Annotated in this window: 20 protein-coding genes; 17 read left to right on the top strand and 3 right to left on the bottom strand. The window is 50.8% G+C overall.

The genetic code is table 11. From position 1 onward, the window contains the following. The first annotated feature begins 160 nt into the window (after positions 1–160). The 8 genes from coaA to FD25_RS12720 all read left to right on the top strand — a co-directional run bounded on the left by coaA (position 161) and on the right by FD25_RS12720 (position 9,535). Complete coding sequence (coaA, locus tag FD25_RS12755; protein WP_057804634.1) at positions 161–1,084, top strand: type I pantothenate kinase; 924 nt, start codon at positions 161–163, stop codon at positions 1,082–1,084. Between the two features lie 12 nt (positions 1,085–1,096). Then, entirely contained in the window at positions 1,097–1,684 is a 588-nt protein-coding gene (locus FD25_RS12750) for a hypothetical protein (RefSeq protein WP_057804633.1), read from the top strand. Between the two features lie 74 nt (positions 1,685–1,758). After that, entirely contained in the window at positions 1,759–3,315 is a 1,557-nt protein-coding gene (gene guaA / locus FD25_RS12745; RefSeq protein ID WP_057804632.1) for a glutamine-hydrolyzing GMP synthase, read from the top strand. Positions 3,316–3,617: 302 nt separating this feature from the next. Continuing rightward, positions 3,618–4,187: a matrixin family metalloprotease gene (locus FD25_RS12740; RefSeq protein ID WP_057804631.1), complete on the top strand. Its 570-nt coding sequence runs from the start codon at positions 3,618–3,620 to the stop codon at positions 4,185–4,187. Positions 4,188–4,350: 163 nt separating this feature from the next. Further along, complete coding sequence (locus FD25_RS12735; protein ID WP_057804630.1) at positions 4,351–5,244, top strand: ATP-binding cassette domain-containing protein; 894 nt, start codon at positions 4,351–4,353, stop codon at positions 5,242–5,244. A 7-nt stretch (positions 5,245–5,251) separates the two neighbouring features. Continuing rightward, positions 5,252–6,028 (top strand): ABC transporter permease, encoded by a 777-nt coding sequence (locus tag FD25_RS12730; protein WP_162256275.1) that lies wholly within the window; start codon positions 5,252–5,254, stop codon positions 6,026–6,028. Between the two features lie 283 nt (positions 6,029–6,311). Continuing rightward, a complete protein-coding gene (locus FD25_RS12725; protein WP_057804628.1) occupies positions 6,312–6,848 on the top strand; it encodes a matrixin family metalloprotease in 537 nt (178 codons plus the stop codon). Positions 6,849–6,997: 149 nt separating this feature from the next. After that, positions 6,998–9,535, top strand: coding sequence for a M1 family metallopeptidase (locus FD25_RS12720; protein ID WP_057804627.1), 2,538 nt, complete (start codon positions 6,998–7,000; stop codon positions 9,533–9,535). Between the two features lie 57 nt (positions 9,536–9,592). Here the strand turns inward: FD25_RS12720 and FD25_RS12715 are convergent, their stop codons facing one another. Next, complete coding sequence (locus tag FD25_RS12715) at positions 9,593–9,904, bottom strand: helix-turn-helix domain-containing protein (protein ID WP_057733016.1); 312 nt, start codon at positions 9,902–9,904, stop codon at positions 9,593–9,595. Positions 9,905–10,124: 220 nt separating this feature from the next. Between FD25_RS12715 and FD25_RS12710 the strand changes: the two genes are divergently transcribed. Together FD25_RS12710 and FD25_RS12705 are read left to right on the top strand one after the other, a co-directional pair. After that, complete coding sequence (locus FD25_RS12710; protein ID WP_057804626.1) at positions 10,125–10,625, top strand: hypothetical protein; 501 nt, start codon at positions 10,125–10,127, stop codon at positions 10,623–10,625. A gap of 48 nt (positions 10,626–10,673) precedes the next feature. Next, complete coding sequence (locus FD25_RS12705) at positions 10,674–11,516, top strand: tyrosine-protein phosphatase (protein WP_057804625.1); 843 nt, start codon at positions 10,674–10,676, stop codon at positions 11,514–11,516. Here FD25_RS12705 and FD25_RS12700 read toward each other — a convergent pair. Further along, the gene (locus FD25_RS12700; RefSeq protein WP_057804624.1) at positions 11,513–11,998 is read right to left on the bottom strand and encodes a GNAT family N-acetyltransferase; all 486 of its coding nucleotides are present in this window, start codon (positions 11,996–11,998) and stop codon (positions 11,513–11,515) included. The genes FD25_RS12705 and FD25_RS12700 overlap by 4 nt on opposite strands. Before the next feature lie 114 nt (positions 11,999–12,112). On the opposite strand from FD25_RS12700, the gene FD25_RS12695 reads away from it, so the two are divergent. Beyond that, positions 12,113–12,985 carry a LysR family transcriptional regulator gene (locus FD25_RS12695; RefSeq protein WP_057804623.1) on the top strand — a complete coding sequence of 291 codons (873 nt, stop codon included), beginning with the start codon at positions 12,113–12,115 and terminating at the stop codon, positions 12,983–12,985. Between the two features lie 64 nt (positions 12,986–13,049). On the opposite strand, the gene FD25_RS12690 is transcribed toward FD25_RS12695, so the two are convergent. Continuing rightward, a complete protein-coding gene (locus FD25_RS12690) occupies positions 13,050–14,456 on the bottom strand; it encodes a C69 family dipeptidase (protein WP_057804622.1) in 1,407 nt (468 codons plus the stop codon). 459 nt (positions 14,457–14,915) lie between these two features. Here FD25_RS12690 and FD25_RS12685 point away from each other — a divergent pair, with 459 nt between their 5' ends. The 6 genes from FD25_RS12685 to FD25_RS12660 all read left to right on the top strand — a co-directional run bounded on the left by FD25_RS12685 (position 14,916) and on the right by FD25_RS12660 (position 24,086). Then, positions 14,916–16,619: an FAD-dependent oxidoreductase gene (locus FD25_RS12685; RefSeq protein ID WP_057804621.1), complete on the top strand. Its 1,704-nt coding sequence runs from the start codon at positions 14,916–14,918 to the stop codon at positions 16,617–16,619. Positions 16,620–16,820: 201 nt separating this feature from the next. After that, positions 16,821–18,596 (top strand): DNA helicase RecQ, encoded by a 1,776-nt coding sequence (gene recQ / locus FD25_RS12680; protein ID WP_057804620.1) that lies wholly within the window; start codon positions 16,821–16,823, stop codon positions 18,594–18,596. A gap of 119 nt (positions 18,597–18,715) precedes the next feature. After that, on the top strand, positions 18,716–19,312 hold the full coding sequence (locus FD25_RS12675) for a sugar O-acetyltransferase (RefSeq protein WP_083484173.1): 597 nt from the start codon (positions 18,716–18,718) through the stop codon (positions 19,310–19,312). A 229-nt stretch (positions 19,313–19,541) separates the two neighbouring features. Further along, positions 19,542–20,648: a GntR family transcriptional regulator gene (locus tag FD25_RS12670; protein WP_057804619.1), complete on the top strand. Its 1,107-nt coding sequence runs from the start codon at positions 19,542–19,544 to the stop codon at positions 20,646–20,648. A gap of 402 nt (positions 20,649–21,050) precedes the next feature. Further along, the gene (locus FD25_RS12665) at positions 21,051–22,448 is read left to right on the top strand and encodes a sugar porter family MFS transporter (protein ID WP_057804618.1); all 1,398 of its coding nucleotides are present in this window, start codon (positions 21,051–21,053) and stop codon (positions 22,446–22,448) included. 36 nt (positions 22,449–22,484) lie between these two features. Then, positions 22,485–24,086 carry a xylulokinase gene (locus FD25_RS12660; RefSeq protein ID WP_057804617.1) on the top strand — a complete coding sequence of 534 codons (1,602 nt, stop codon included), beginning with the start codon at positions 22,485–22,487 and terminating at the stop codon, positions 24,084–24,086. Positions 24,087–24,101: the final 15 nt, after the last annotated feature.

The following is a 24,101-nucleotide window of genomic DNA, read 5'->3' as shown; positions in this document are numbered from 1 at the left end:
AACGACTAATAGCAACAATGAAAAGGGTTTAGGAGATTTTGTCCTAACCCCTTTTTTTCGACCAGAATGCGGTATAATGGGGGGTAAATTTGCCTAAACGCCGGGACCGGGAATTCTTCCGCTGGTGGGGCAAGTGAACTTAACTTTGCGAGGTGTCTTCATGAGCGATCCTATTAACTACAACGCGTTTACCAGAGACCAGTGGAAGGCGTTTGCTAATGCCGCCACGTTACCGTTAACGCAGGAAAGTTTACGTCAAATCAAGGCGTTTAACGACCGCATTTCTCTGCAGGACGTGCAGGATATTTATATTCCGTTGATTCACCTATTACGGCTACAATACGAGCATTACCAACTGTTACAAAAAGACAAGGCCACCTTCCTACACCAACAACCGCGTCGCGTTCCGTTCATCATCGGGATTGCCGGTAGCGTGGCGGTCGGCAAGAGTACCGCCGCACGACTGTTAGAGGTCTTGTTGAACCACTATTTGAAGGACCAACGGATTCAACTGATTACCACCGACGGGTTTTTATACAGCAATCAGGAGCTTAAACAACGAAATCTGATGGCCCGTAAAGGCTTTCCGGAAAGCTACGACATGTCCGCGCTGATCCACTTCTTAAACGCGGTCAAAGGGGGCCAATCGTTGATCAAGGCACCGGTGTATTCGCATAAGGTCTACGACATCGTGCCCGACCAGTTCGAGTACATCGTGCACCCCGACATCCTGATTGTGGAAGGGATTAACACCCTGCAATTGCCGACCAACGAACAGATTTACGTCAGTGATTTCACGGATTTCTCCGTCTACGTGGATGCCGATCCGTCGTTGATTGAGACCTGGTTTCTGGAACGGTTCGAATTGTTATTGGAAACGGCTTTTCAGGACCCGACCAACTACTATTATCCCTACGCGATTGGCGATCACGACCAAGCGATTGCGAAGAGCCGTCAGGTCTGGCACGATATCGATTTAAAGAACCTAGAGGAATACATCTTGCCGACCCGTAACCGGGCGGACATGATCATTCATAAGACCTTCCATCACCGAATTGACCGGCTGTTATTACGGAAATACTGAGGGGATGACACGATGTTACGAGATGCCACGGTGGTGGACGCCGATGCGGTCGCCATGCTGGTCCTGCACGAGCTAGAGCGCCGGCAGTTACGCCAATTACGGCGGGTCAGTAAGGAACAGCTCTCCCAATTGTTATTTGTAGGGTACCACCAACCGGATTTTCGGTACGGGTTTCCCCAAGCCCGGGTTTACCAGAACCAGGGCGTTGCGGTGGGGGTCGCGTACGGTTACCCGGCGAGACGTGAAACGCAATTGGATAATCAGTGGACGGCGTTATTCGACCGGTTGCAGGTGACCGCGCCGCAGGTCCCGGTGATCCGACCGCACGCGTTGGCTGACGAGTGGTATTTAGACCTGCTAACGGTCAATTCGCGCTACGCCCACAAAACCTATCAACAGCAATGGTTCGATGAGTGGCTGATGAGTGACGTCCTGCGCCGCGCCCGGTTGAGTGGGGCCCGTTATGTGGGCCTCGACGTTCGGCCCGGGAGCCCGTTAGCCAGTCTAGCGGCCCAGTTCGGGTTCGTGGGGACCCAGTGGCGGTCGTTTGATCGGCGATCCTTATTCCATCTGCGGTATAAGCTGACGGCGGAAATTTAGAATTGACCCGTGTTTGAAAAGCCGGTATGATAAGGGCAGTGTTTTTTTAGCATACAGAAGAAAGGGTGAATGGCTTGGCAAACGTTGATCTGTCTAAATTCGACAAAATCATCGTCTTAGACTTCGGGAGTCAGTATAATCAACTGATTACCCGCCGGATCCGGGACTTAGGCGTTTACTCCGAGCTCAAAGCGCACACCATGAGTGCCGCGGAGATCAAAGCTTGGGGACCTAAGGGGATCATCTTTTCTGGAGGACCAAACAGTGTCTACGATGACGACGCTTTAGAGGTCGATCCAGAAATCTTTAACCTGGGGATTCCGATTTTAGGAATCTGCTACGGGATGCAGCTGATGGCCCACAATTTACCAGGAGGCAAGGTTGAATCCGCCGATAACCGCGAATACGGTCGCGCAGACATCCAAGTGTTGTCTGACGAGGCTCGGTTATTTAAAGATACGCCGAAGACCCAAACGGTTTGGATGAGCCACGGGGACTTAGTCACCCAAGTGCCGGACGGTTTCGACCGTGTGGCCACGAGTGAAAATTGCCCGATTTCGGCCATGCAAAACGTGGACCGTCAGTTCTACGGAATCCAATTCCACGCGGAAGTGCGCAACACGGAATATGGTAACCAGATTCTGAAGCACTTTGCGTTCGATGTTTGTGGCGCGCAAGCCAACTGGTCGATGAACGATTTCATCGATTTACAGATCGAACAGATTCGCCAGACCGTCGGCGACAAGCGTGTTCTGCTGGGCTTATCCGGTGGGGTGGATTCTTCCGTGGTCGGCGTGCTGTTGCACAAGGCCATTGGCAACCAACTGACCAGTATCTTCGTTGATCACGGCTTGCTCCGTAAAGGGGAAGCCGAACAGGTGATGGCCAGTCTGGAAGGCAAGTTTGGGCTGAACATCGTCAAGGTGGATGCCCAAGACCGCTTTTTGAAGAAGTTGGCTGGCGTGACGGAACCGGAAAAGAAGCGGAAGATCATCGGTAACGAGTTCATCCAAGTCTTTAATGACGAAGCCCAAAAGCTCGACGGCATTGACTTCCTGGCCCAAGGCACGTTGTACACCGACGTGATCGAAAGTGGGACGGATACGGCGCAGACCATTAAGTCCCACCATAACGTGGGCGGGTTGCCGAAAGACATGCACTTCCAGTTGATTGAACCGTTGCGTTCTCTATTTAAGGATGAAGCCCGCGACTTGGGTGAAAAGTTGGGGATGCCAAGCGACTTAGTCTGGCGCCAACCGTTCCCTGGTCCTGGTTTGGGGATTCGGGTGCTGGGTGAAATCACGCCCGAAAAGCTCCAAATTGTCCGGGATAGTGATTTAATCTTACGTGAAGAAATTAAAAAGGCCGGCTTGGACCGCGATATTTGGCAATACTTTACGGTGCTACCAAACATCAAGTCCGTCGGTGTGATGGGTGACGGCCGGACCTACGACTATGCCGTGGGAATTCGGGCCGTAACGTCAATTGATGGGATGACGGCGGACTTTGCGCACATTCCGTGGGATGTCTTACAAGATATCTCCGTGCGGATCGTTAACGAAGTCAAGCACGTGAACCGTATTCTGTACGACGTCACGAGTAAGCCGCCTTCGACCATTGAGTGGGAATAAGCTTCTCGCTCGGTAAATCTTAAAGGAGCCACGTTGAGTTAGTCAGCGTGGCTCCTTTTTGGGTGTTAGACAACGTAGCGATTTCCAAGGTAAGTTCACTCCCTTTAAGTGATGTTGACTGAACAAGGTAACTATTCGCGAAAGAGAAGATGAATTTTTAGGAAATGAAAACGAAAGAAATATTAAGAATGGTATAAAACATCAGTGGTGTGTACTTAATCACGTAGACAAAGTATTGATTGTAACTTATTATATCTATAACAAAAAAGACGCGCAGCCAACTAAGAAAGTGGGAACCCGCTATGTTGACCCAACGTTTACGTCCCCTCATGCAACTAATCAGTCTTCTCACGGCAACCGTGTTACTGTTGTGGGCATTTCCCCTGACGGTGACGGCTGCCGCTGTGATTCCGACGCCACATTGGGGCAGTTGGGAAACCAAGACGATTACTTACCATTACGCCGGCTCGTCAACGTACTACCGGAAGGTTTGGCAAAATGCGGCGCGACAGTGGAATCGGACCGGAACGGTGCGTCTTAAGACGGCAAAAACGGCGCGGCAAGCCCACGTCGTCGTCCGGGTGACCACTAAACAGGCGGGTTATACGGGCCTAACCCATTCGCGGTACCACGCCCAAAAGCCCGTTCACAAGATTGTGGGGGCCAAGGCCAGTCTCAATCACAAGGTCTTAGCAAAGCATCGGTATACGCAAAAGCAGCGGGCTAACGTGGCGGCTCACGAGTTTGGTCACGTGTTGGGACTAGGGCATTCTAAATGTAAGAAGAGCGTGATGCACGCGACGAACCGATACGCCGTGGTGAACGGGCAGGACCGGTTGGCAATCAAACGAGCGTATCGTAAACGACAATAGTTAAGGGTTATCCCAGTTGTGGCCAGCAACTGGGATTTTTTCGTGGTTCTAATTAAATGTTTTATCATTTTAAATATATTATTATACTAAATAATTAATAAGACGTTCTTTTAACATCTATAATCAATATTTGCTATACTCAACGTACATGAGGAGGAATGATATGGAAACAGCAGCTTTATCTGTTCGACGATTGACGAAGTCTTTTGGTCGCAAACAAGCCTTACATCACGTGAGTTTCGATTGTCAGCCCGGGCACATTGTGGGATTAATCGGGGCGAATGGGGCGGGGAAAACCACCATTATGAAGGCGATTCTCAGCCTGATCAAGGCCAAGGGTGACATCACGATCAATGGTCAAGTTAGCACGTTTAGGCACCATGCGGCGTTAGCCGACGTGGGCGCCTTAATTGAGTATCCCGGCATTTACCCGTATCTTAGTGGTCGCAATCAGATGAAACTCTTTGCCACGCCGACGGCTGATAAGAACCAACGCATCCAAACGATTATCCAAGAGCTACACATGGCGCCTTACATCGATCGGCGGGTGAAAGGTTATTCGCTAGGCATGCGGCAAAAGATGGGCATTGCCTTAGCATTAGTCAACAATCCGAGTTTGGTCATTTTGGATGAACCCATGAACGGGTTAGATCCGCAAGCGACGAAAGAGTTACGGGAACTGATCCAAAAGAAGCAGGCCAGTGGTACGACCTTCTTGATTTCGAGCCACATTTTGAGTGAACTACAAAAATTAGCAGAGGATCTTATTGTGATTGATCATGGTCGGGTTGTTCAACAGACAACCATGCGGGAGCTACTGGCGCGGAACCAGCATTTTTTGAGTCTAACGACCGATCAGGATTTACGGGCTGCCGGAATTTTAGCGGAAAACGGGTATTTGGTCACAGCTCACGCCCCCGTTCGGGTCCAGTTACGATCGACGGATACCGTGGCGGCAGTTTTGAAAATTTTAACAACATATGGGGTATCGATTGAAGATGTTCAGCATGAAGATGGTGATTTTGAACAGTCCGTCTTGGACTTAATTAGAGAGTAGGGGCATGATGAAAAATTTGTATCGGCAAGAGATGTTTAAGCTATTGAAACGGCGGGGAACTTGGTGGGGATTGGGATTTTTGGTTCTCCAGAATATCGGATTCGCGTGGCTAGGCGTGGTGTACCACACCCATACGTTGGCTAAGGAATTCTGGGTGGCCGGTTTTGCGAGTCCCGCCTTTATTGTGTTTATGATGATTGCGGCCTGTGCCGGGAGTATCTCGAGTGAATTCGAATATAATACGATGAAAAACGTGATAACTCAGGCCTATTCACGCTCCGCGGTACTGGTCAGTAAGTGGTTGGCAATGTTGACGTATTCGTTGATGCTCTACGGATTGGTTGGTGGTCTGACCTTTGCGAATCATATCGTTTGGCCCGACTATCGGTTTGCGTTGACGGCGACGTTACCAGGAAGCCAACAGGCGCTTTGGCAGGATTGGCTAACGGCAACGAGCGCTAACTTTGTGACCCTGTGGCTTTTGTTGAGCGTCGTCTTTTTGGTCGCCGCGATGCTCAAGAAGGGACTGGTTGCCACACTTTGTGGGATTGTGGGGTATTTTGCGTTAGGGGTCATTAGTCGGTTGATGTTCCAATTGATCGATAAGTGGGAACCACTCAAGTGGAATCCTATCAATTTTTTAAACTACTCGGTGCAGGTGACCATGCCGTTGCTGACGAAGTTGACGCATTTAACGAACACGCAAATGTTCTGGGGGAATTTAGGCTACATCGGCTTGTTCATGTTGCTCGGCCTTTATTTTTTCTCACAAAAAGAAGTCTAGTCTATAAACTATATTCAAAATAAGTATAAACTTTAAAACTTAGGATAGGGTATAGAAGGGTCAAGGAATTCACGACTAACTGTAAGCGGTTATCTTGCAATTTTCTATCCACATCGGGCTAAATGTTGCGAAGAAACTAACCAGACTGGGCGAAATGGTTAGAGGGTAATCCAATTTTATCCCGCATACTAAGCAACACAGAACCGAAACCCAGCGACAGTAAAGAAAGTGAGTGCTTAGTATTTTTACCCATAGACTTAGTCGGCTATTAAAAGTCAGTTTAATGATTACCACTTTAATGATTGGGCTGAGTGGTCTCCTGACCGCCCAAGCCAAGACCTATAAAACTCCATCTTGGGGACACTGGGATTCCCGCACCATTACATATAGTTTTGAAGGCCATGATCACTGTTGCCGGACGAGTTGGCAAACGGCCATCAAACGGTGGAATAAGACCAAAATTGTGCATTTAAAATTAGCCAAGGCCGGGCAACGGGCTGATATTGCGCTTGAATCGGCTCCAACCCTGAATACTAGTGATGGTAACCTCTTCACGGGCTACACACACTATTCGTTTTACCACCACGCGACGTCACTGAGCGAAATTGTGGCGGCGGAATCGACGCTGAACCGAGAACTTTTGACGGCCTACAATTACACCAAGACTCAGCGGGCGAACGTGGCGACGCACGAAATTGGTCACGCCTTAGGGTTAAGCCACTCCAAGGATAAAAAAAGCGTGATGTACGCCAAAAATCGTTACAAGAGTATCGACCATCAAGATAAGTTGGCCTTGGCGAAGGCCTACGTCAATCAATAAGCTAAGCGATGCAGTTGCGGGGGACCGGGACTGCATTTTTGTATAAAATGAGAATTGACTGAGAAGCGCGTTACAGAATAGCGGCATCGAGTCCACGAATAGCGTATAATGGATTTATTCTAATAGCTTTTTAACTTGGAGGGGAATTCATGACTGAATCGAAACACTTTTATCAGACGTTCCAACCAACGCACTACAATGTCTACATCGACATTAACCGTGCCACTAAGCAGATTAGTGGGACATCTACAATCACCGGGGATGCCAAAGAACCCACGATTTCCGTTCATGAGAAATACATGACAATTTCGTCCGTCACGGCCGATGGGACCGATGTGCCATTTACCTTGGATGAAGCTGCCGAAGGCCTACACATCGACTTGGGTAAGACCGGTGAGACTACGGTGGCCATCACCTACACCGCGCCTCTGACCGACAGTATGATGGGGATCTACCCGTCCTACTACGACTTGAACGGGGAAAAGAAACAGATTATTGGGACCCAGTTTGAAACGACGGCGGCACGACAAGCCTTTCCGTGTGTCGACGAACCCGAAGCCAAGGCCACGTTTGACCTAGCCATCAAGTTCGACGAACAACCGGGCGAAACGATTTTGAGCAACATGCCTGAAGTGAAGACCGAAAACGGCGTCCACTACTTCGACACCACCAAGAAGATGTCTTCATACCTAATTGCCTTTGCCTTTGGGGACCTGCAAAAGAAGGTTACCAAAACCAAGAGTGGCGTGGAAGTCGGCGTCTTCGCGACTAAGGCACACCAAGCCAACGAACTCGACTTTGCGTTGGATATCGCCAAGCGGTCCATTGAGTTCTATGAAGACTTTTACCAGACCCCATACCCACTACCACATTCCTGGCAGTTAGCCTTACCGGACTTTTCCGCGGGCGCCATGGAAAACTGGGGTCTGGTCACTTACCGGGAAGCCTACTTGTTGCTCGATCCCGCTAACACGGCCTTAGACATGAAGCAACGGGTTGCCACCGTGATTGCCCACGAACTGGCTCATCAATGGTTCGGTGATCTGGTCACCATGAAGTGGTGGGACGACCTCTGGTTGAACGAAAGTTTTGCCAACATGATGGAATACGTCGCGATTGACGCGATCGAACCCGATTGGCACATCTGGGAAACCTTCCAGACGTCCGACGCCCCAATGGCCTTACAGCGGGACGCTACGGACGGAGTCCAATCCGTCCACGTTCAAGTGGAAGACCCTGCCGAAATCGACGCGTTGTTTGACAGTGCCATCGTTTACGCCAAGGGTGCCCGGATGCTGGTCATGGCGCGCGCATTAGTCGGTGACGATGCACTACGCAAGGGCTTGAAGGCGTACTTTGAAGCCCACCAGTACAACAATGCCAAGGGCGCCGATCTCTGGGCTGCTTTGGGTGAAGCTTCCGGGATGGACGTCGGCAGTATCATGAATACCTGGTTGGAACAACCCGGTTATCCGGTTGTAACGGCCGCTGTGGAAAACGGCCAGTTGACCTTGAAGCAAACCCAGTTCTTTGTTGGGGAAGGTCAAGACGAAGGGCGTCAATGGAAGATTCCGTTGAACAGCAACTACGCGGCCGCTCCCGCCATTTTTGAAGACCAGACCGTGACGTTGGGGAACTACGCCGAGTTACGGCAGGCCGCTGGCGAACCGTTCAGAGTTAATGTGGGCAACAACTCGCACTTTATCGTGAAATACGATGACGCGTTATTAACCGATATTTTGGACCACGTGGCCGACCTGGATGCCATTTCCCAATTACAGGTCTTACAAGATCTGCGGTTATTAGCCGATGGTCGTCAGATTTCCTACGCGACGGTTGTGCCGTTACTGGCACGCTTTGCGGACAATCCAGCGACGGTCGTTAATGCCGCATTATACCGGATTGCCAACAACTTGAAGAAGTTCGTGACACCAGATTCCGCCGAAGAAAAGGCCTTACAAACCCTCTTCGATCGGTTAAGTGCCCAACAGGTAGCCCGGTTAGGCTGGACGCCACAAGCGACAGACACTAACGATGATCAATTGACCCGGCCATACGTGTTAAACGCGGCACTCTACGCGCAAAACGCCCAAGCCATTCAGGATGCCCATGCGTTGTTTACGGCCAATGCCGACCACTTGGGGACCTTATCAGCGGACGTTCGGGTCTTGGTCTTAGCTAACGAAGTGAAGCACTTTGGGACCGCCGAGTTATTCGATCACTTGTTGGCTGAATACCGGACGTCAACGGATCCGAGTTACAAGGCGGATCTGGCCGCGGCTGTGACGAGTACGACCGATAAGGCGTTGATCGCCAAGTTGATTGAGGTCTTTGAAGATGCCGACACGGTCAAGCCCCAAGACTTGCGAGCTTGGTACCGCGGCACGTTAGCCAATAACGCGGCCCAACAAGCGGCTTGGGATTGGTTACGCAATGACTGGCAATGGCTGGAAGACACGGTGGGTGGCGACATGGAATTCACCACGTACATCACCGTGACGGCCGGTGTATTCCACACGCCAGAACGCTTTGCTGAGTTCAAGGCCTTCTTTGAACCCAAGATCAACACGCCTGGTTTGACGCGTGAAATCAAGATGGACACTAAGGTCATCGGCAGTCGGGTTAGCCTGATTGAAGATGAAAAGGCGGCGGTTAACGCCGCCGTGGCTCAAGCTATTCAGGCTTAAGTCGACTAAAAATAAACACCCCGACGAAATTTTTCGTTGGGGTGTTTTTGATTGGAGCTAATGTTTGACGAGCTTTAAAACGGCTCCTGCCACGGTTTCTCGTCGGCGTTGGGGTAACGATTCCAGGTACTTGACCAGGGCTAAAGTTTTCACCCCAGATAACCGGTCATCAACAAAGAAATCTCCCAACCGAAGTTCCAAGGATTGGGCTAGGTCATTCAGCTTGTTGATGCTGATGTTTTTGAGGTCTCCCCGTTCAATTCGTGAAATCAGACTAACCGAAACGCCGGACCGTTGCGCAAGTTGCTCAATGGTCAGACCAAGGCTTTTACGCTTTTCGTGAACGAGTTGACTAATCGTTTCCAACATAGAAATTCTCTCCAATCAGGAACTTCTAGTCAATAATAACAAAATATTCTATATTTAAGCGTTTATAACGTAAATTTATTAGAAATAAAATAGACCAGTCCTCGAGTAAGTGCTAGTAGGGACTGGGCGTCATTATTGAATTTGTAAGACGTAAAGCTAGGGGAACGTATGGTCGCTGTGCTATTCTAAACGTAATCTAAGAGCGATAGGAGTGGGCAATATGCGCCAGATGCTAGTTAAATTGGGAAGTGGGGAACGACACGTCTTTCGAGGGACCTTTGTGCGACCGGGATTCAAGAGTTACGGACACCATTACGCTCCCACGTTGTTACTGCGGGATATTTACACCGTCACGAACCAGCTGGTCACCGATCATTTATGGTTTAACTATACGCTGGGTTTTTTAAGACTGGGGACGCTCTCCGCGGGGGATCAGGTGCAATTTGCGGCACGGGTCGCCAGCTATCGAAAAGGGAATGTGGCGCAATGTACGGTTGATTATAAGTTAGCGCGGCCGACCCAGATTCGGTGCCTAACCGCGGTTTCCCGTAAGGCGTTACCCGTTGACAATCAGCACGCGTTGATTGGGTACATCATGTTGGTCAATCAGGCTTTCTACCAAGCCAACGGTCGTCCCTTTGAGCCCTATTACGTGACCGCTTTTCATCAGTGGCAGGCCGAACGGGTCGGAAATAAGCGAGAAACGCTCCGTCCGGACTAATCTATGGTAACGTGAGGTCATTCAGGGGTTGAGGAGGTCGAGTTGAGCATGAGAATAATCGGTCAGCGAATTGGCGTGGTGATTATACTGAGTAGCCTGCTGTTTAGCGGGTTAAGTGGGTGTGCGGCTCAGGCAGGGACTACTAACACTAAGGCACCTAAATCGGTCGTTGGCACCCACGTTGCTCTGCAGGGACCGACCAACGTGCAAGATTTAGGGGGGATTCGGACCAAGAGTGGGCAGACACTGCGGCCCCACCGGCTGATTCGTTCCAGTAAGCTCGCCGATTATACGGCGCAGGACCTAAAGACGTTGCGGGTGACTTACCACTTGCGGTCCATCGTGGATTTTCGGTCGAGTCGGGAGATTCAACAGACGCCGGACCCACGAGTTGTCCACACGACCTACCATCAAGATAGCGTGGTCGCCAACAGCTACGGTCAACGGACCACGAAGCAGTTCTACCAGGGACTAGTCAGTGATCCAATCGCTCTGCGGGGGTACCGGGCATTTTTTAACCAACTTTTACAGCAACCAGCGGGAGCAACGTTATTTCACTGTACCTACGGGAAGGATCGTACGGGGATTGGCGCGATGCTGGTCCTATCGGCGTTAGGCGTCAGCAAGCAGACCATCTTACGTGAATACCTCTATTCCAATACCTACCTTGCTCGTGATCCGTACGTGGTCTTCTTGAATCAGCGGACACCAGGGAAGCGCGCGAAGACGCACTTACAACGAATCAATGCGGTGACCAAGGGTGATTTAACGGCGGCGTATCAACGAATTGACCAGAAGTACGGATCGATGGCCAATTTCTTAAAACGTTTAGGATTAACACCAGCCAGGCAGACCCAGTTGAAACGGTTGTACTTGACAAAAGGGCACTAAAGTTGAAGTTCATATAGCCATGAATGACGGTCGGGATACGAATAGGCAACGGCTAATTCGTTAGGCGTGATGCGTCGGAAGCCGTGATGTTCGTAGAACGTGTGTGAACGAGTCTCGGCGGCGGGAGTGTCCAGGACTAAGCGGGTAAAGTCGTGCTGCTGAGCAAAATTGAGCAGTTGGTCGAACAGTTGGGCACCTAATCGTACGGGTTGACCCCGGTAAGGTGGGTAGGTAAAAAATTTTTTCAGGACACCGGTATGTGCGTCTAGCGGTAGTAGCGCAATGCACCCTACAATTTGTTGGGCGTCTTGAGCAATCCAGAAGTTACCACCAGACTGTTGGTAAACCTGGGGAATGGCGAAAATATCGGCTTGCTCGGCCATTTTGATAGCTAAGTGAGCCTCGGTATTTTGACAGTAATTAATGAGATCGACCAGTTGAGCTTGCGCCAAGACACTGGGGTGATACGGTAGAATTTTCATGACAAGTCCTCATTTCAAAAGTTGATTAAAGCCTAGTGTAATTGATTGCTACACAGTTGTATAATTGATATTTATCATAGGTAAAATCAAAAATATTGATGGTTGGAGGCCTCTATGGAAATTCAAGAACTGATTACCTTTCAAACCATTGCGGCAACACGCAACTTTTCTAAAGCGGCTCAGCTCCTTGGCTACACTCAATCGGCAGTATCGATGCAGATGCGTCATCTTGAGGCAGAACTGGGCAGTAAGTTATTCGACTATCGACGGCGACAGGTACAGATTACCGTGGCGGGGACGCAATTATTACCCTTAGTCGAGCGAACGCTGGCTAACGTGGCCTCAATTCGTCAACTAGGTGCACAAAGCAGCACGGCAACGTTGCGAGTAGCCGCTCCCGAATCTTTGACGATTTCGCTAGTGGCTGCCGCACTACATCAGGTGCAGCAGGCAACGCCACAACTGCAAATCACCTTACAAAATGCCACTTGTCGGCATAACGAAGAGGTTTTATTACGTGGAGACGTCGACGTGGCCTTTATGTTGTGGCCGAGCAGACCTAGTGCCCGGTTAACGGATCACGATTTAGGTGAACAGGAGATGGTATTGGTGACGGCTCAGCCCATGACCTGGCAACAGCTACTGGCGGACTCGCAGGCCACTTTAATGACTAATGAACCCGAATGTAGTTACCGTAACCAATTTGAGACCAGCGCTTGGCAACAACATCAACGCCAGTTTCGGACGCTTTCGTTACCCAGTATTGCGGCGATTAAGGCTAGTGTTATCAGTGACTTGGGCTTTAGCTATTTACCACGGGCCATGGTTGAACGAGAATTGGCGGAGGGACAGCTAACGGTGGTTCCCACGGACATTGTTAACCATATTCACGCGCACGTGTTAACCTCCCCCAAGACGACTAATCCGGCCGTGACGGCCCTATTGACTCAGGTGGAAGCCGCCACATCCCAAGCAAAAGAAAGTTAATTGGGGGATTAAAGACGACAAAAAAACTGGGACACCGTCAGGCATCCCAGTTCCTAAAATCAGCTTAGTCGTTTAAGTTGTACCGTAACTTCATGTGTTCGGAGCCCATGATGACCATGTCACCTAAGAGCTTGGTTTGGCGTTTCAGTGATTCGGCGGCTAGGGCGTCGTTGGCCTTGGCCAAGTAGGCTTCGGGATCACTTTGATCAGCAATGGCGGCATCCGTGTCGTTTTGAATCTTCCGGTAAGCCCCCATGGCCTCCAGAGCAAAGGTGTTTCGGAAGTCCACGTACAGGTCGTAGTCGGTGTCGCCGAGAAGGGCCGTGGTACAACTCAACCAGTACATGTCGTTTAAGTTGAAGTTGCCATCGGCGTTCTTGTAGCTGGCCGGTGTGTCGTTAACGTTAGCGTAGAACGGCACCACCGTGTTGAAGGTGTTGGCACCAAAGGCTAACCAGTGAATCCCGGCAACGGCAGCGGGCACGTTGTTACGAATCTGTAAGATGTGCACGTCGTGGTTCCGGTTGATCCCGATTGGCCGGAAAAGAGTTTTGTCGGCTTCGGAGCCGCTACCGTAAGGATCGTATTTGGTGTTTTCAAAGTGAGAACTTAAGACGAACTTCACGTCTTCAATGGAAATCTTACGGTTAGCGTGGCAAATGAACGGCAGGTCTTGGCCCATTGGGTCTTGCTCAACGTCTGGCGTAAAGTACTTTTGACCAAACCAAGCCCGTGGATTGTTGTAGACCGTGTCCTTGATGGTGGCACTCCCAAAGATGTGACGGAGGTTCACTTGGTCGAAGTCCGGGTTCAGGTTGTATTGGGCAATCATGTCTTGGAGGTCGGCGGAGGCCAGCGTGTCGTCGGCATCAAAGTCGAAATCGTCGATGTTCATGCGGTTCGGGGCGACCACGTAGGCGTCGTCCGGAATCCGCTTAGCCGCCCAGTGATGGCCCCCGATGGTTTCTAACCACCAGATTTCATCCTGATCGGAAAAGGCGATCCCGTTAGGTTCGTAGGTCCCGTATTGCGCTAACAGGGCGCCAAGGCGTTCGACCCCTTCCTTAGCACTGTGAATGTAAGGCAGAACCAAGGTTACCAGGTCTTCTTCACCGATACCGCCGTCGACGTAAGGGTCGATTCCCATGATGCGGGAGTTGGTGGTAATCGTTTCCGTGGCGGACATCGCAATATTTTCACTGTTGATGCCGGCAGCGGGCCAGATTCCGTTGGTTAAAATTGAGTTCGGGATGGACGTGTACCGTAAAGGATTATCGGGTAAGTCTACCTGAACCTTACTGATGACGGATTGATAGTGACGGGGTTGGTCGGCGGGGTTAACCACCACAAACCGTTCTGGGTCGAGGGCTTCGTGACCATCGTCATTTCGAGAAATGATGGTTGAGCCGTCGATAGAAGCCTTCTTACCCACTAAAATCGTGGTACAAGAACCTTTAATTCGCTTAGTCATAACATGCGACACTCCTTTGTTAAGTTAACCTGTATTATAGCATTAGTCGCGATTGAAAACGACTGACCCGTTTACTCTGGCTACCAGGAGATTGTGGGGGTAACCGGTGGCGTGTAACTGCCAGTACAACAGGGGAGAAATTAACCTGAGTTACAGGAAAACGGGGGAACTGGTTCCTAGCTATGGCGGTCGGACTCGTAACGGTTGGACTGGTGGTACCGACACACGTACGGGTGGAGCAACTTGCCACGATATCAAAGCAATACATATGGTTGGAACGCACGGCGTACTTGCTAGACGGCGAACCGCTTACCGGCGTTAAACTAAGGTTTAGTCAGCAACTAGTTATCTTAAACAACCAGTTCCTTTTTTGCGCTTAGGGATGCTTGCACCCCAGGGCCTAAGCCCGTACACTTAAGGCAGTTAAGCATCAAGGACCCTTAAAGGAGTGGATGACTTATGGGAAAGAAAATTGTGATTATTGGTGGTGTGGCCGGCGGGACTGCCGTCGCCGCCCGGATTCGCCGCTTGGATGAAACCGCCCAGATTACCATTTACGAACGGGACGCGCACGTGTCAATCTCTAGTTGTGCCTTGCCCTACTACCTGTCCCAGACGGTAGCGCCGGCAGCGAAACTAGTGTTAATGACACCAGCGCAGTTTAAGGCGCAGTATAACGTGGACGTGGTGGTCAATCATGCGGTGACGGCCATTGATCCGGTACAACAAACCGTGCAGGTCACTAACCAACTTACCCAGGAATTAAGTACGGATACCTACGATGAGTTATTCTTGGCCACCGGAGCGACCCCTATTCGCCCAAGCACGCTAACGGGGAGTAATGGTCCACAAGTTTTTACCTTACGCAATGTGGCCGACGTCACGGCGTTTGATGACTACTTGAAGACCCATAAAGTGACTGACGTCGCCGTTATTGGGGGCGGGGCCATTGGCGTGGAGACCACCGAAAACCTGACCCAAGCGGGGTACCGGGTCACCATTATTGAACAACAAGATCAGGTACTTGCTGCCACGTTAGATAGTGACCTGGCTCAGTTGGTGCATAAACAACTATACGACCAGCACGTGGATTTGCGTTTGGGTCAGACGGCCCAACGCATTACGGCCAAAACGGTTGAATTGAGTGACGGGACTCAAGTAGCCGCCCAGGCCGTTCTCTTGGCCTTGGGCGTTCGACCGAACACCGAGTTGGCCCAGACGGCGGGCATTCGGTTAGGCACGACCGGGGCCATTCAAGTCGATCAGCACTACCAGACCAATCAGCCCCACATCTACGCGGTCGGGGATGCCATTGAGGTCACTAATGCACTGACCCGGCAACCGTTGCGGCTGAGTCTGGCCTTGCCCGCGCAGATGGAAGCCCGGCGTGCGGTGGATCACCTGTATGGTCGCCCCATTCGGCGCCGCGGTGTGATCGGTTCCCAGGGGCTTCCCGTCTTCGATCTCCGGGTCGCCGCCACCGGGTTGACCGAGCGGGTCGCGACGGCCGCAAAGCTAGCTTATCGCAGTGCGTTAGTCATTCCTAGTGACAAGGTTCCGGTGATGCCGAACGCACAGCACCTATATCTCAAGGTTCTGTTTGACCCGACGACCGGTGAATTGTTAGGCGCACAGGCCGTGGGGAAGAGTGACGTGGACCGCCAGATCAACGTGGTCGCCGCGTTGATTCAACACCACGCGACCGTTGAGGACTTGGCGGACCTCGAACTGGTCTATCAGCCAACCGTGAGTCCCGTTAAAGCGGCGGTCGTGATGGCCGGGTTGGTCGCCACCAACCTGTTGAACGGGGAATACCAGCAGGTTGATGTGCGGCAGGTCCGGCAATTGGTTACGAGCGGGGCGGTCATCATTGACGTCCGGGAGCCGGACGAATTTGCGGCCGGTCACCTGAAGGGCGCCACCAACATCCCTATGAGTCAATTTCGGGACCGGTTGGCCGAGATTCCCCATGATCGGCCGGTATATCTGCACTGTGCGACGGGAAAACGCAGTTATAACGTCACCCGGGCATTGCAGAACATTGGGTACTCGAACGTCGTCAACATTGCCGGGTCGTTTGATGCTATTTGTGAAGTCGAATTCTTCCATGATCAAACCACGAGACGTGAGCCCATCGTAACGGCCTACCATTTCGATTTGTGACCTACTCGGTCGTAAACGACTGAGCTTCAACGTGGCTTCTCACCTAAATATCAATAAAGGCGAATAAATGCTGTGTTACCGAATCATCGGGCACAGCATTTTTTAGACTGGCCAACAGTTTAGCGGTTGGCCAGTTGTTCTCGTCGGCGTTTGCCGGTAAAATGGAACCACTACTTACGAAAAAAGGAGCGCTTAGACAGGATGGATTTAACGGCGGCCCAAGGGGTCTTAAAAACAACGTTTGGATACGATGATTTTCGGCCGGGACAACGGGCGGTCTTGGAACACGTGCTGACGGGGGATAACACGTTGGCCATCATGCCCACCGGGGGCGGAAAGTCGTTATGTTACCAGATTCCCGCGCTCCTATTTACGGGGATCACGGTGGTGGTTTCCCCGTTGATCTCCCTGATGAAAGACCAGGTCGATGCGTTAAATGAAGGCGGCGTACCGGCGACCTACATTAACAGCACCGTGGCTTGGCCGGAAATTCAGGAGCGGCTAGCGGCGTTGCATCAGGGACAATACAAATTACTGTACGTCGCACCCGAGCGACTGGAATCAGCGGCCTTTCTGCAGGCGTTGGGCCAGTTACCCGTCGACCTTTTGGCCGTTGATGAAGCCCATTGCATCTCCCAGTGGGGACACGATTTTCGGCCGAGCTACTTGGCGTTGAGCACGGTTATTCAGCAGTTGCCCACGCACCCGCAGGTTCTAGCCTTGACCGCCACCGCGACGGAGCAAGTGGCGACCGATATCTGTCAACAGCTGGCCATCGACCCACAAAACGAGGTTAATACGGGGTTTGAACGGGATAATCTGAATTTGACCGTGGTGAAGGACCAGGATACGGACCGCTATATTTTGGATTACCTACACGTCAACGCCGATGCGGCGGGAATCATTTACGCCAGTACCCGGAAAGAAGTCGAGCGGTTGACCAATATGTTGATCAATCATAAAGTGGCCGTGGCGATGTATCACGCGGGGTTGCCCGACGAGGTTCGGCGGCAAAATCAGGAAGACTTTCTGTACGATCGGGTGCAGGTAATGGTAGCCACCAACGCTTTTGGGATGGGAATTGATAAGAGTAACGTGCGCTTTGTGATCCACGCGCAGGTGCCGGGAACGCTGGAAGCGTACTACCAAGAAGCGGGCCGGGCCGGCAGAGACGGGCTACCTAGTGAGGCCATCTTGTTATACCGGTCGCAGGACTTACAAATTCAACACTTTTTTATCGACCAATCGGAAATGGATGAGACTCATAAGCAGCGGGCTTATCGGAAATTACAGGTGATGAGCCAGTATGCCAACACTCAGGGCTGTCTGCAACAGTTCATTCTGGCCTACTTTGGCGAAGACTCAAAGCCGTGTGGGCGGTGTAGTAATTGCCAAGACGACCGCGAAGCCCAAGACGTGACGACGGCCGCACAAAAGGTCCTGTCCTGTGTGGTCCGCTTGCGGTCGCGTTACGGGAAGGGGATCGTGGCCCAGGTGCTGACCGGAGCGAAGAATAAACGGGTGTTAGAGCAACAGCTCGATCAATTGCCGACCTACGGGATCATGCGTAATCATCGCCAAAAGAGCGTTGGCGAACTCATTGATTTCTTAACGGCGGCCGGATACCTGCAAAGCGTCGGGGGCCAGTATCCCACGTTGCAGGTGACGACGGCTGGCGCCGGGGTGCTTAAGGGGAAAACCACGGTTTATCGCAAGATGGCCCGTCAGGCCCAGCGGTTGACGCCCGAAGACGACGCTCTCTTTGGGCAGCTGCGGGCGTTACGGAAGGATCTGGCCGAAGAACAACACGTCCCACCGTTTATGATCTTCTCTGACCGGACCCTCCATGATATGTGTGCCGTTCAGCCCCAAGATGAAGCGAGCTTTTTGAGCGTTCGGGGAGTGGGAGCCAGTAAGCTAGCGAAGTACGGGAAAGCCTTTATGGCGGCCATTCGGGCGGAGCGGGCTGACAACTAACTTTTTCGACAAATTAGAGTTAATTATAATTGATACGGATAAATATCATTGAAATCGATTTCATTGTCTGTTAGAATGCCTGTATTGAGACCAATAAATTTAAGAATGGGATGTTGGGCATGGCAAAAACGGAATTCGAAAAGATGATGGCAAGCGAGTTATACGACGTGAACGATCCGCAGTTAGTCGCAGAACGGGAACATGCCCGCGACCTCTACGAACGGATGGATACCATTCCGTTTCGGGACAAGGCGACACACGAAAAATTGATTCGGGAGCTTTTTGGGTCAACCGGACAACATCCGGAAGTCCGCTCCCGGTTTGTGTGCGATTACGGCTACAACATTCACGTGGGGAATAACTTTTTTGCCAACTTCGACTGTATTCTGTTGGATACCTGCGAGATCACCATCGGGGACAACGCCTTGTTGGCGCCCCGGGTGCAGATCTACGCGGCCGGGCATCCCTTTAATTTGAAGGACCGAACGTCCTGGTTAGGCAATGGGGCCCCGGTCAAGATCGGGAACAACTGCTGGATTGGCGGGGACGCCGTGATTCTTCCGGGCGTGACGTTGGGGAATAACGTGATGGTCGGTGGCGGATCGGTCGTCACCAAGTCGTTTGGTGATAACCTGGTCATTGCGGGGAATCCGGCTCGGGTGATTAAGCACCTAGACGCTGACGGGAACCCCGTGACCGACTCAGCAGCTGAATAGGTCCGATAGGTCGTCCGTAACCGTCAGAATTGAGCTCGGTTTCGGTCGGCTTTTTAAATTAAACCGGTTAACGACAATTAAATTTATGAAACGCCTTGAAAACCGGGACTCACAATTGGAAAAAAGTGGAAAATTTGATATGCTGGAATTGAGAACAGACAGGGCCTGAACGATTAGAAACTGGCCAAATTTAAACGGTACCGATTAACGGCACGAGTTGGAGAATATTATGGAAAGTAAATACCAAAAAGTAAAAGACGCCCTCAAGGAAGCCATCTTGTCGGGTAAGTATCCGATCGATCAGAAATTACCGACGGAAACGGAACTCATGGAACGGTTTAAGGTGTCCCGGTACACGGTCCGACGAGCAGTGGGTGATTTGGAGACGGAACACTTTATTTATCGGATTCAGGGGGGCGGCATGTTCGTCCAGGACTGGCATAAGGACTGGTCCAAGGAATCGGATAGTAAAATGATCGGAGTGGTCACGACCCACATTGCCGACTACATTTTCCCTCAGATCATCTACGGCATTGACCAGGTCATCTCGGATAACGGGTATTCGTTGTTACTGGGAAACACCCACAATAATCACGAGAAGGAACGGAAGAGCCTGATCAACATGTTGAACACTAAGGTGGCGGGGCTGATCATCGAACCCACCCAAAGTGCGTTGCCCAATCCCAACATGGATCTGTACCAGGAAATTATGGACGACCAGATTCCCACGCTATTTATCAACGCCAACTACGGCGCGACGTACCCCCAACTGAAATTCCCGTTTGTCACCACGGCCGATATGGACGCGGAACGGAAACTGATTGATTATTTGTTCGGTCTGGGCCACGAAAGTATCATTGGGGTCTTTCAGGTCGACGATATTCAGGGCGTGCACCGGATGGATGGGTTCGTGCAGGCCTATCAGCAACATCCAGATATTTCCTATAAGAGCAATCTGATTATGTATCAGTCGGGAGACGCCCTCGATAAGATTACACACCGGATCGAAACCTACTTAAAAGACGAACACCGTCCGACGGCCATTGCCTGTTACAACGACCAATTGGCGATTCGAGTCTTGGCGTTCGTGAAAAAATTGGGATTACGAGTTCCGGAGGATATCTCAATTGTCGGTTTCGATAACTACCAGATGTCCGAGTACATGAGCCCGGCGTTAACCACGCTTAACCACGAAAAAGAACAGATGGGTCAGGCGGCTGGTAAAATGATTGTTGATTTATTGAACCATAAGCCGGTCGAGTCGATCACTTACGACCCCCAATTAATTGTTCGACACTCCGCAACGGCACCGCAAAGAGCGGACCCGCGGCCCTAATAGGTAAAACGATAACCCCGTTGTCAGACCGGCATTTTGCCGGAGGCAACGGGGCTTTTAATTGGTCATAACCAATTAATTTACCGCAACAGGTAAAGCAAAACGTGAGAAAACGGGGAATAGTAGCGTTTAAAAATATTTTTATCAGCCGAATCCCTTGATATGATAGGTTTTTAACAAACTTATTAGTACGCACAATACAAATTAGTATTGATTTATGCGGACAAATATTATAAACTGACTTTGTTGACAAAATGAAAACGCTTCAGCAGGGAATGACCTACGAATCTGTAGCCGGCAAAGCATCGTCATTCAATGTAAGCGGTTTTGTAGCGTCAGGGTTTCATTAGAACACAGCTATTATTGATTGGGGTTACCCCTTAATTTATAGGAGGAACGGAAATGGATACGAAAAAGAAAATCCCAAGTGGTTTCATATATTTCTTCGGATCATTTGGTGGAATCTTGTTTGGTTATGATATCGGGGTTATGACCGGTGCCTTACCATTCTTGAAGCACGATTGGGCGTTAACCAACGCCTCATTAGTTGGGTGGATTACTTCCGCCGTGATGTTTGGGGCAATCTTCGGTGGTGCCTTAGCCGGACAGATGGCCGATAAGTTAGGTCGGCGGAAGATGATCTTAATTTCATCTTTGATCTTCGCCGTTGGGTCTATCCTTTGTGGATTCTCACCAAACAACGGGACTTACTACTTAATCATCGTGCGGATGTTCTTAGGGTTAGCCGTTGGGGCTGCTTCCGCTTTGGTTCCCGCTTACATGTCCGAAATGGCACCCGCTCGTTTACGGGGTCGGTTATCCGGGATTAACCAGACCATGATCGTTTCCGGGATGCTGTTATCCTACATCATGGACTTTATCTTAAAGGATTTACCAGAACAATTCGCATGGCGCTTGATGTTAGGGTTAGCCGCAGTGCCAGCCATCATCTTGTACTTCGGGGTTCTGAAGTTGCCTGAATCACCACGGTTCTTGATCAAGACGGGTCACCGTGACGAAGCGCGTCAAGTCTTATCTTACATTCGTAAGCCAGACGAAATTGACGGCGAAATGAAGCAAATCGAAGACACGGCCAACGTTGAAGAAAATGCCATGGAAAAATCTTCCTGGAGCACGTTATTCACGGGTAAGTACCGTTACCTGGTTATTGCCGGGGTTGGGGTTGCCGCTTTCCAGCAATTCCAAGGGGCTAACGCCATCTTCTACTACATTCCATTGATCGTTGAAAAAGCGACGGGTTCTGCCGCAAGTTCTGCCTTAATGTGGCCAATCATTCAAGGGGTCATCTTAGTTCTTGGTTCCTTACTCTTCCTCTGGATCGCCGACAAGTTCAACCGGCGGACCCTGTTGACCATGGGTGGGACGGTTATGGCCTTATCCTTCCTGTTGCCAGCTGTTATTAACAAATTAATGCCAAACGCCAGCCCAATGATGATCGTGGTCTTCTTATCGATCTACGTGGCGTTCTACTCCTTCACTTGGGCACCGTTAACTTGGGTGCTGGTTGGTGAAATCTTCCCATTAGCTATTCGGGGCCGGGCATCTGGTTTAGCCTCATCCTTCAACTGGATCGGTTCTTGGGCTGTTGGACTGCTCTTCCCAATCATGACGGCTTCCATGTCACAAGAAGCTGTGTTCGCTATCTTCGGTGTCATCTGTGTCTTGGGTGTGCTGTTCATCCGCTTCTGTGTCCCAGAAACCAAGGGTCACACGTTGGAAGAAATCGAAGCACAAGGAACTCGTGGCAAAGAAAAGCCAGAAGAAGCCGGTCAAAATTAGTCATCACTTATTCGTAAAATTTTGGAGGTCAGCGACATGAACTTAGTTGAAACCACTCAAGCTATCGATGCCGGTAAGGTATCCTTAGGGATTGAGTTAGGGTCGACCCGGATCAAAGCGGTCCTGGTTACCGATGACTTCAATACGATTGCCTCAGGCAGTTACGTCTGGGAAAACCAATTTGAAAACGGTATCTGGACTTACCCGTTAGATCAGGTTTGGACCGGGATCCAACAAAGCTACAAGCAAATGGCAGCCGACGTGCAAAGCAAGTACCACAGTACTCTAAAGCACATCAGCGCCATCGGGATCAGTGCCATGATGCATGGTTACCTCCCGTTTGATAAGAACGATCAACTGCTGGTGCCTTTCCGGACCTGGCGGAACAACATCACCGGTCAAGCGGCCGATGAGTTGACGGACCTGTTCGACTTCAACATTCCTCAACGGTGGAGCATTGCCCACCTGTACCAAGCCGTGTTAAACGGTGAAGAACACGTGCCCAACGTCGACTTCATCACGTCATTAGACGGATACGTTCACTGGAAACTTTCCGGTGAAAAGGTTTTAGGTGTCGGTGACGCTTCCGGGGTCTTCCCAATTGATGAGCAGACGGGGAGCTACGACAAAACCATGCTGGCGAAGTTCGACGGCTTGGACAAGATCAAGGCCTTACCGTGGAACGTAGAAGATGTTTTACCAGCCATCTTACCAGCCGGTAAAGTTGCCGGAACCTTGACCGCTGAAGGGGCGAAATTGCTCGATGTCAGTGGTAACTTGGAAGCCGGTAGCGTGATGGCACCGCCTGAAGGGGATGCCGGGACCGGGATGGTCGGTACGAACAGTGTTCGTAAACGGACCGGGAATATCTCCGTTGGGACGTCCGCGTTCTCCATGAACGTGCTGGACAAGCCGTTATCCAAGGTTCACCGCGATATTGATATCGTGATGACGCCAGACGGTTCACCAGTGGCCATGGTCCACGTTAACAACTGTTCTTCCGATATCAACGCCTGGGCCAGTGTGTTTAAGGAATTTGCCGATCGGTTAGGTGTCGACTTAAAGCCGGACCGCTTATACGAAACCTTATTCCTGGAATCTACAAAGGCGGATGCCAACGCCGGAGGCTTGGTCAACTATAGTTACCAGTCCGGTGAAAACATCACCAAGATTCAGGCTGGCCGGCCACTGTTTGTCCGGACGCCGAACAGCAAGTTCTCGTTACCGAACTTCATGTTGACGCAACTCTACGCAGCCTTTGCCCCATTACAAATCGGGATGGACATTCTAATCAACGAAGAACACGTCCACACCGATGTGATGATTGCGCAAGGTGGGTTATTCAGAACACCAGTGATTGGCCAACAAGTCTTGGCAAATGCCTTAGACATTCCAATCACGGTTATGAGTACCGCCGGCGAAGGTGGTCCGTGGGGGATGGCGGTCTTAGCCATCTACGCTAAGCAGAATAGTACTGAAAGTCTGGAAGATTTCTTGGATAAGGAAGTCTTTGCTAACCCAGAAAGCATGACCTTGAGCCCAGAACCAGCTGGGGTCGCCGGTTACCGCGAATTTATCCAGAAGTATCAAGCAGGCTTGCCGGTGGAAGCTGCCGCTGGCGATGCTATCACCGACTAAGAGAGAGGGTTAATT

Origin of the sequence: Levilactobacillus acidifarinae DSM 19394 = JCM 15949 (genome assembly GCF_001434835.1) — a bacterium.
In the GTDB taxonomy this organism is placed as follows: domain Bacteria; phylum Bacillota; class Bacilli; order Lactobacillales; family Lactobacillaceae; genus Levilactobacillus; species Levilactobacillus acidifarinae.
Note: the sequence above shows the minus strand (reverse complement) of the source record. Positions and strands in the feature narration are given on the sequence as shown.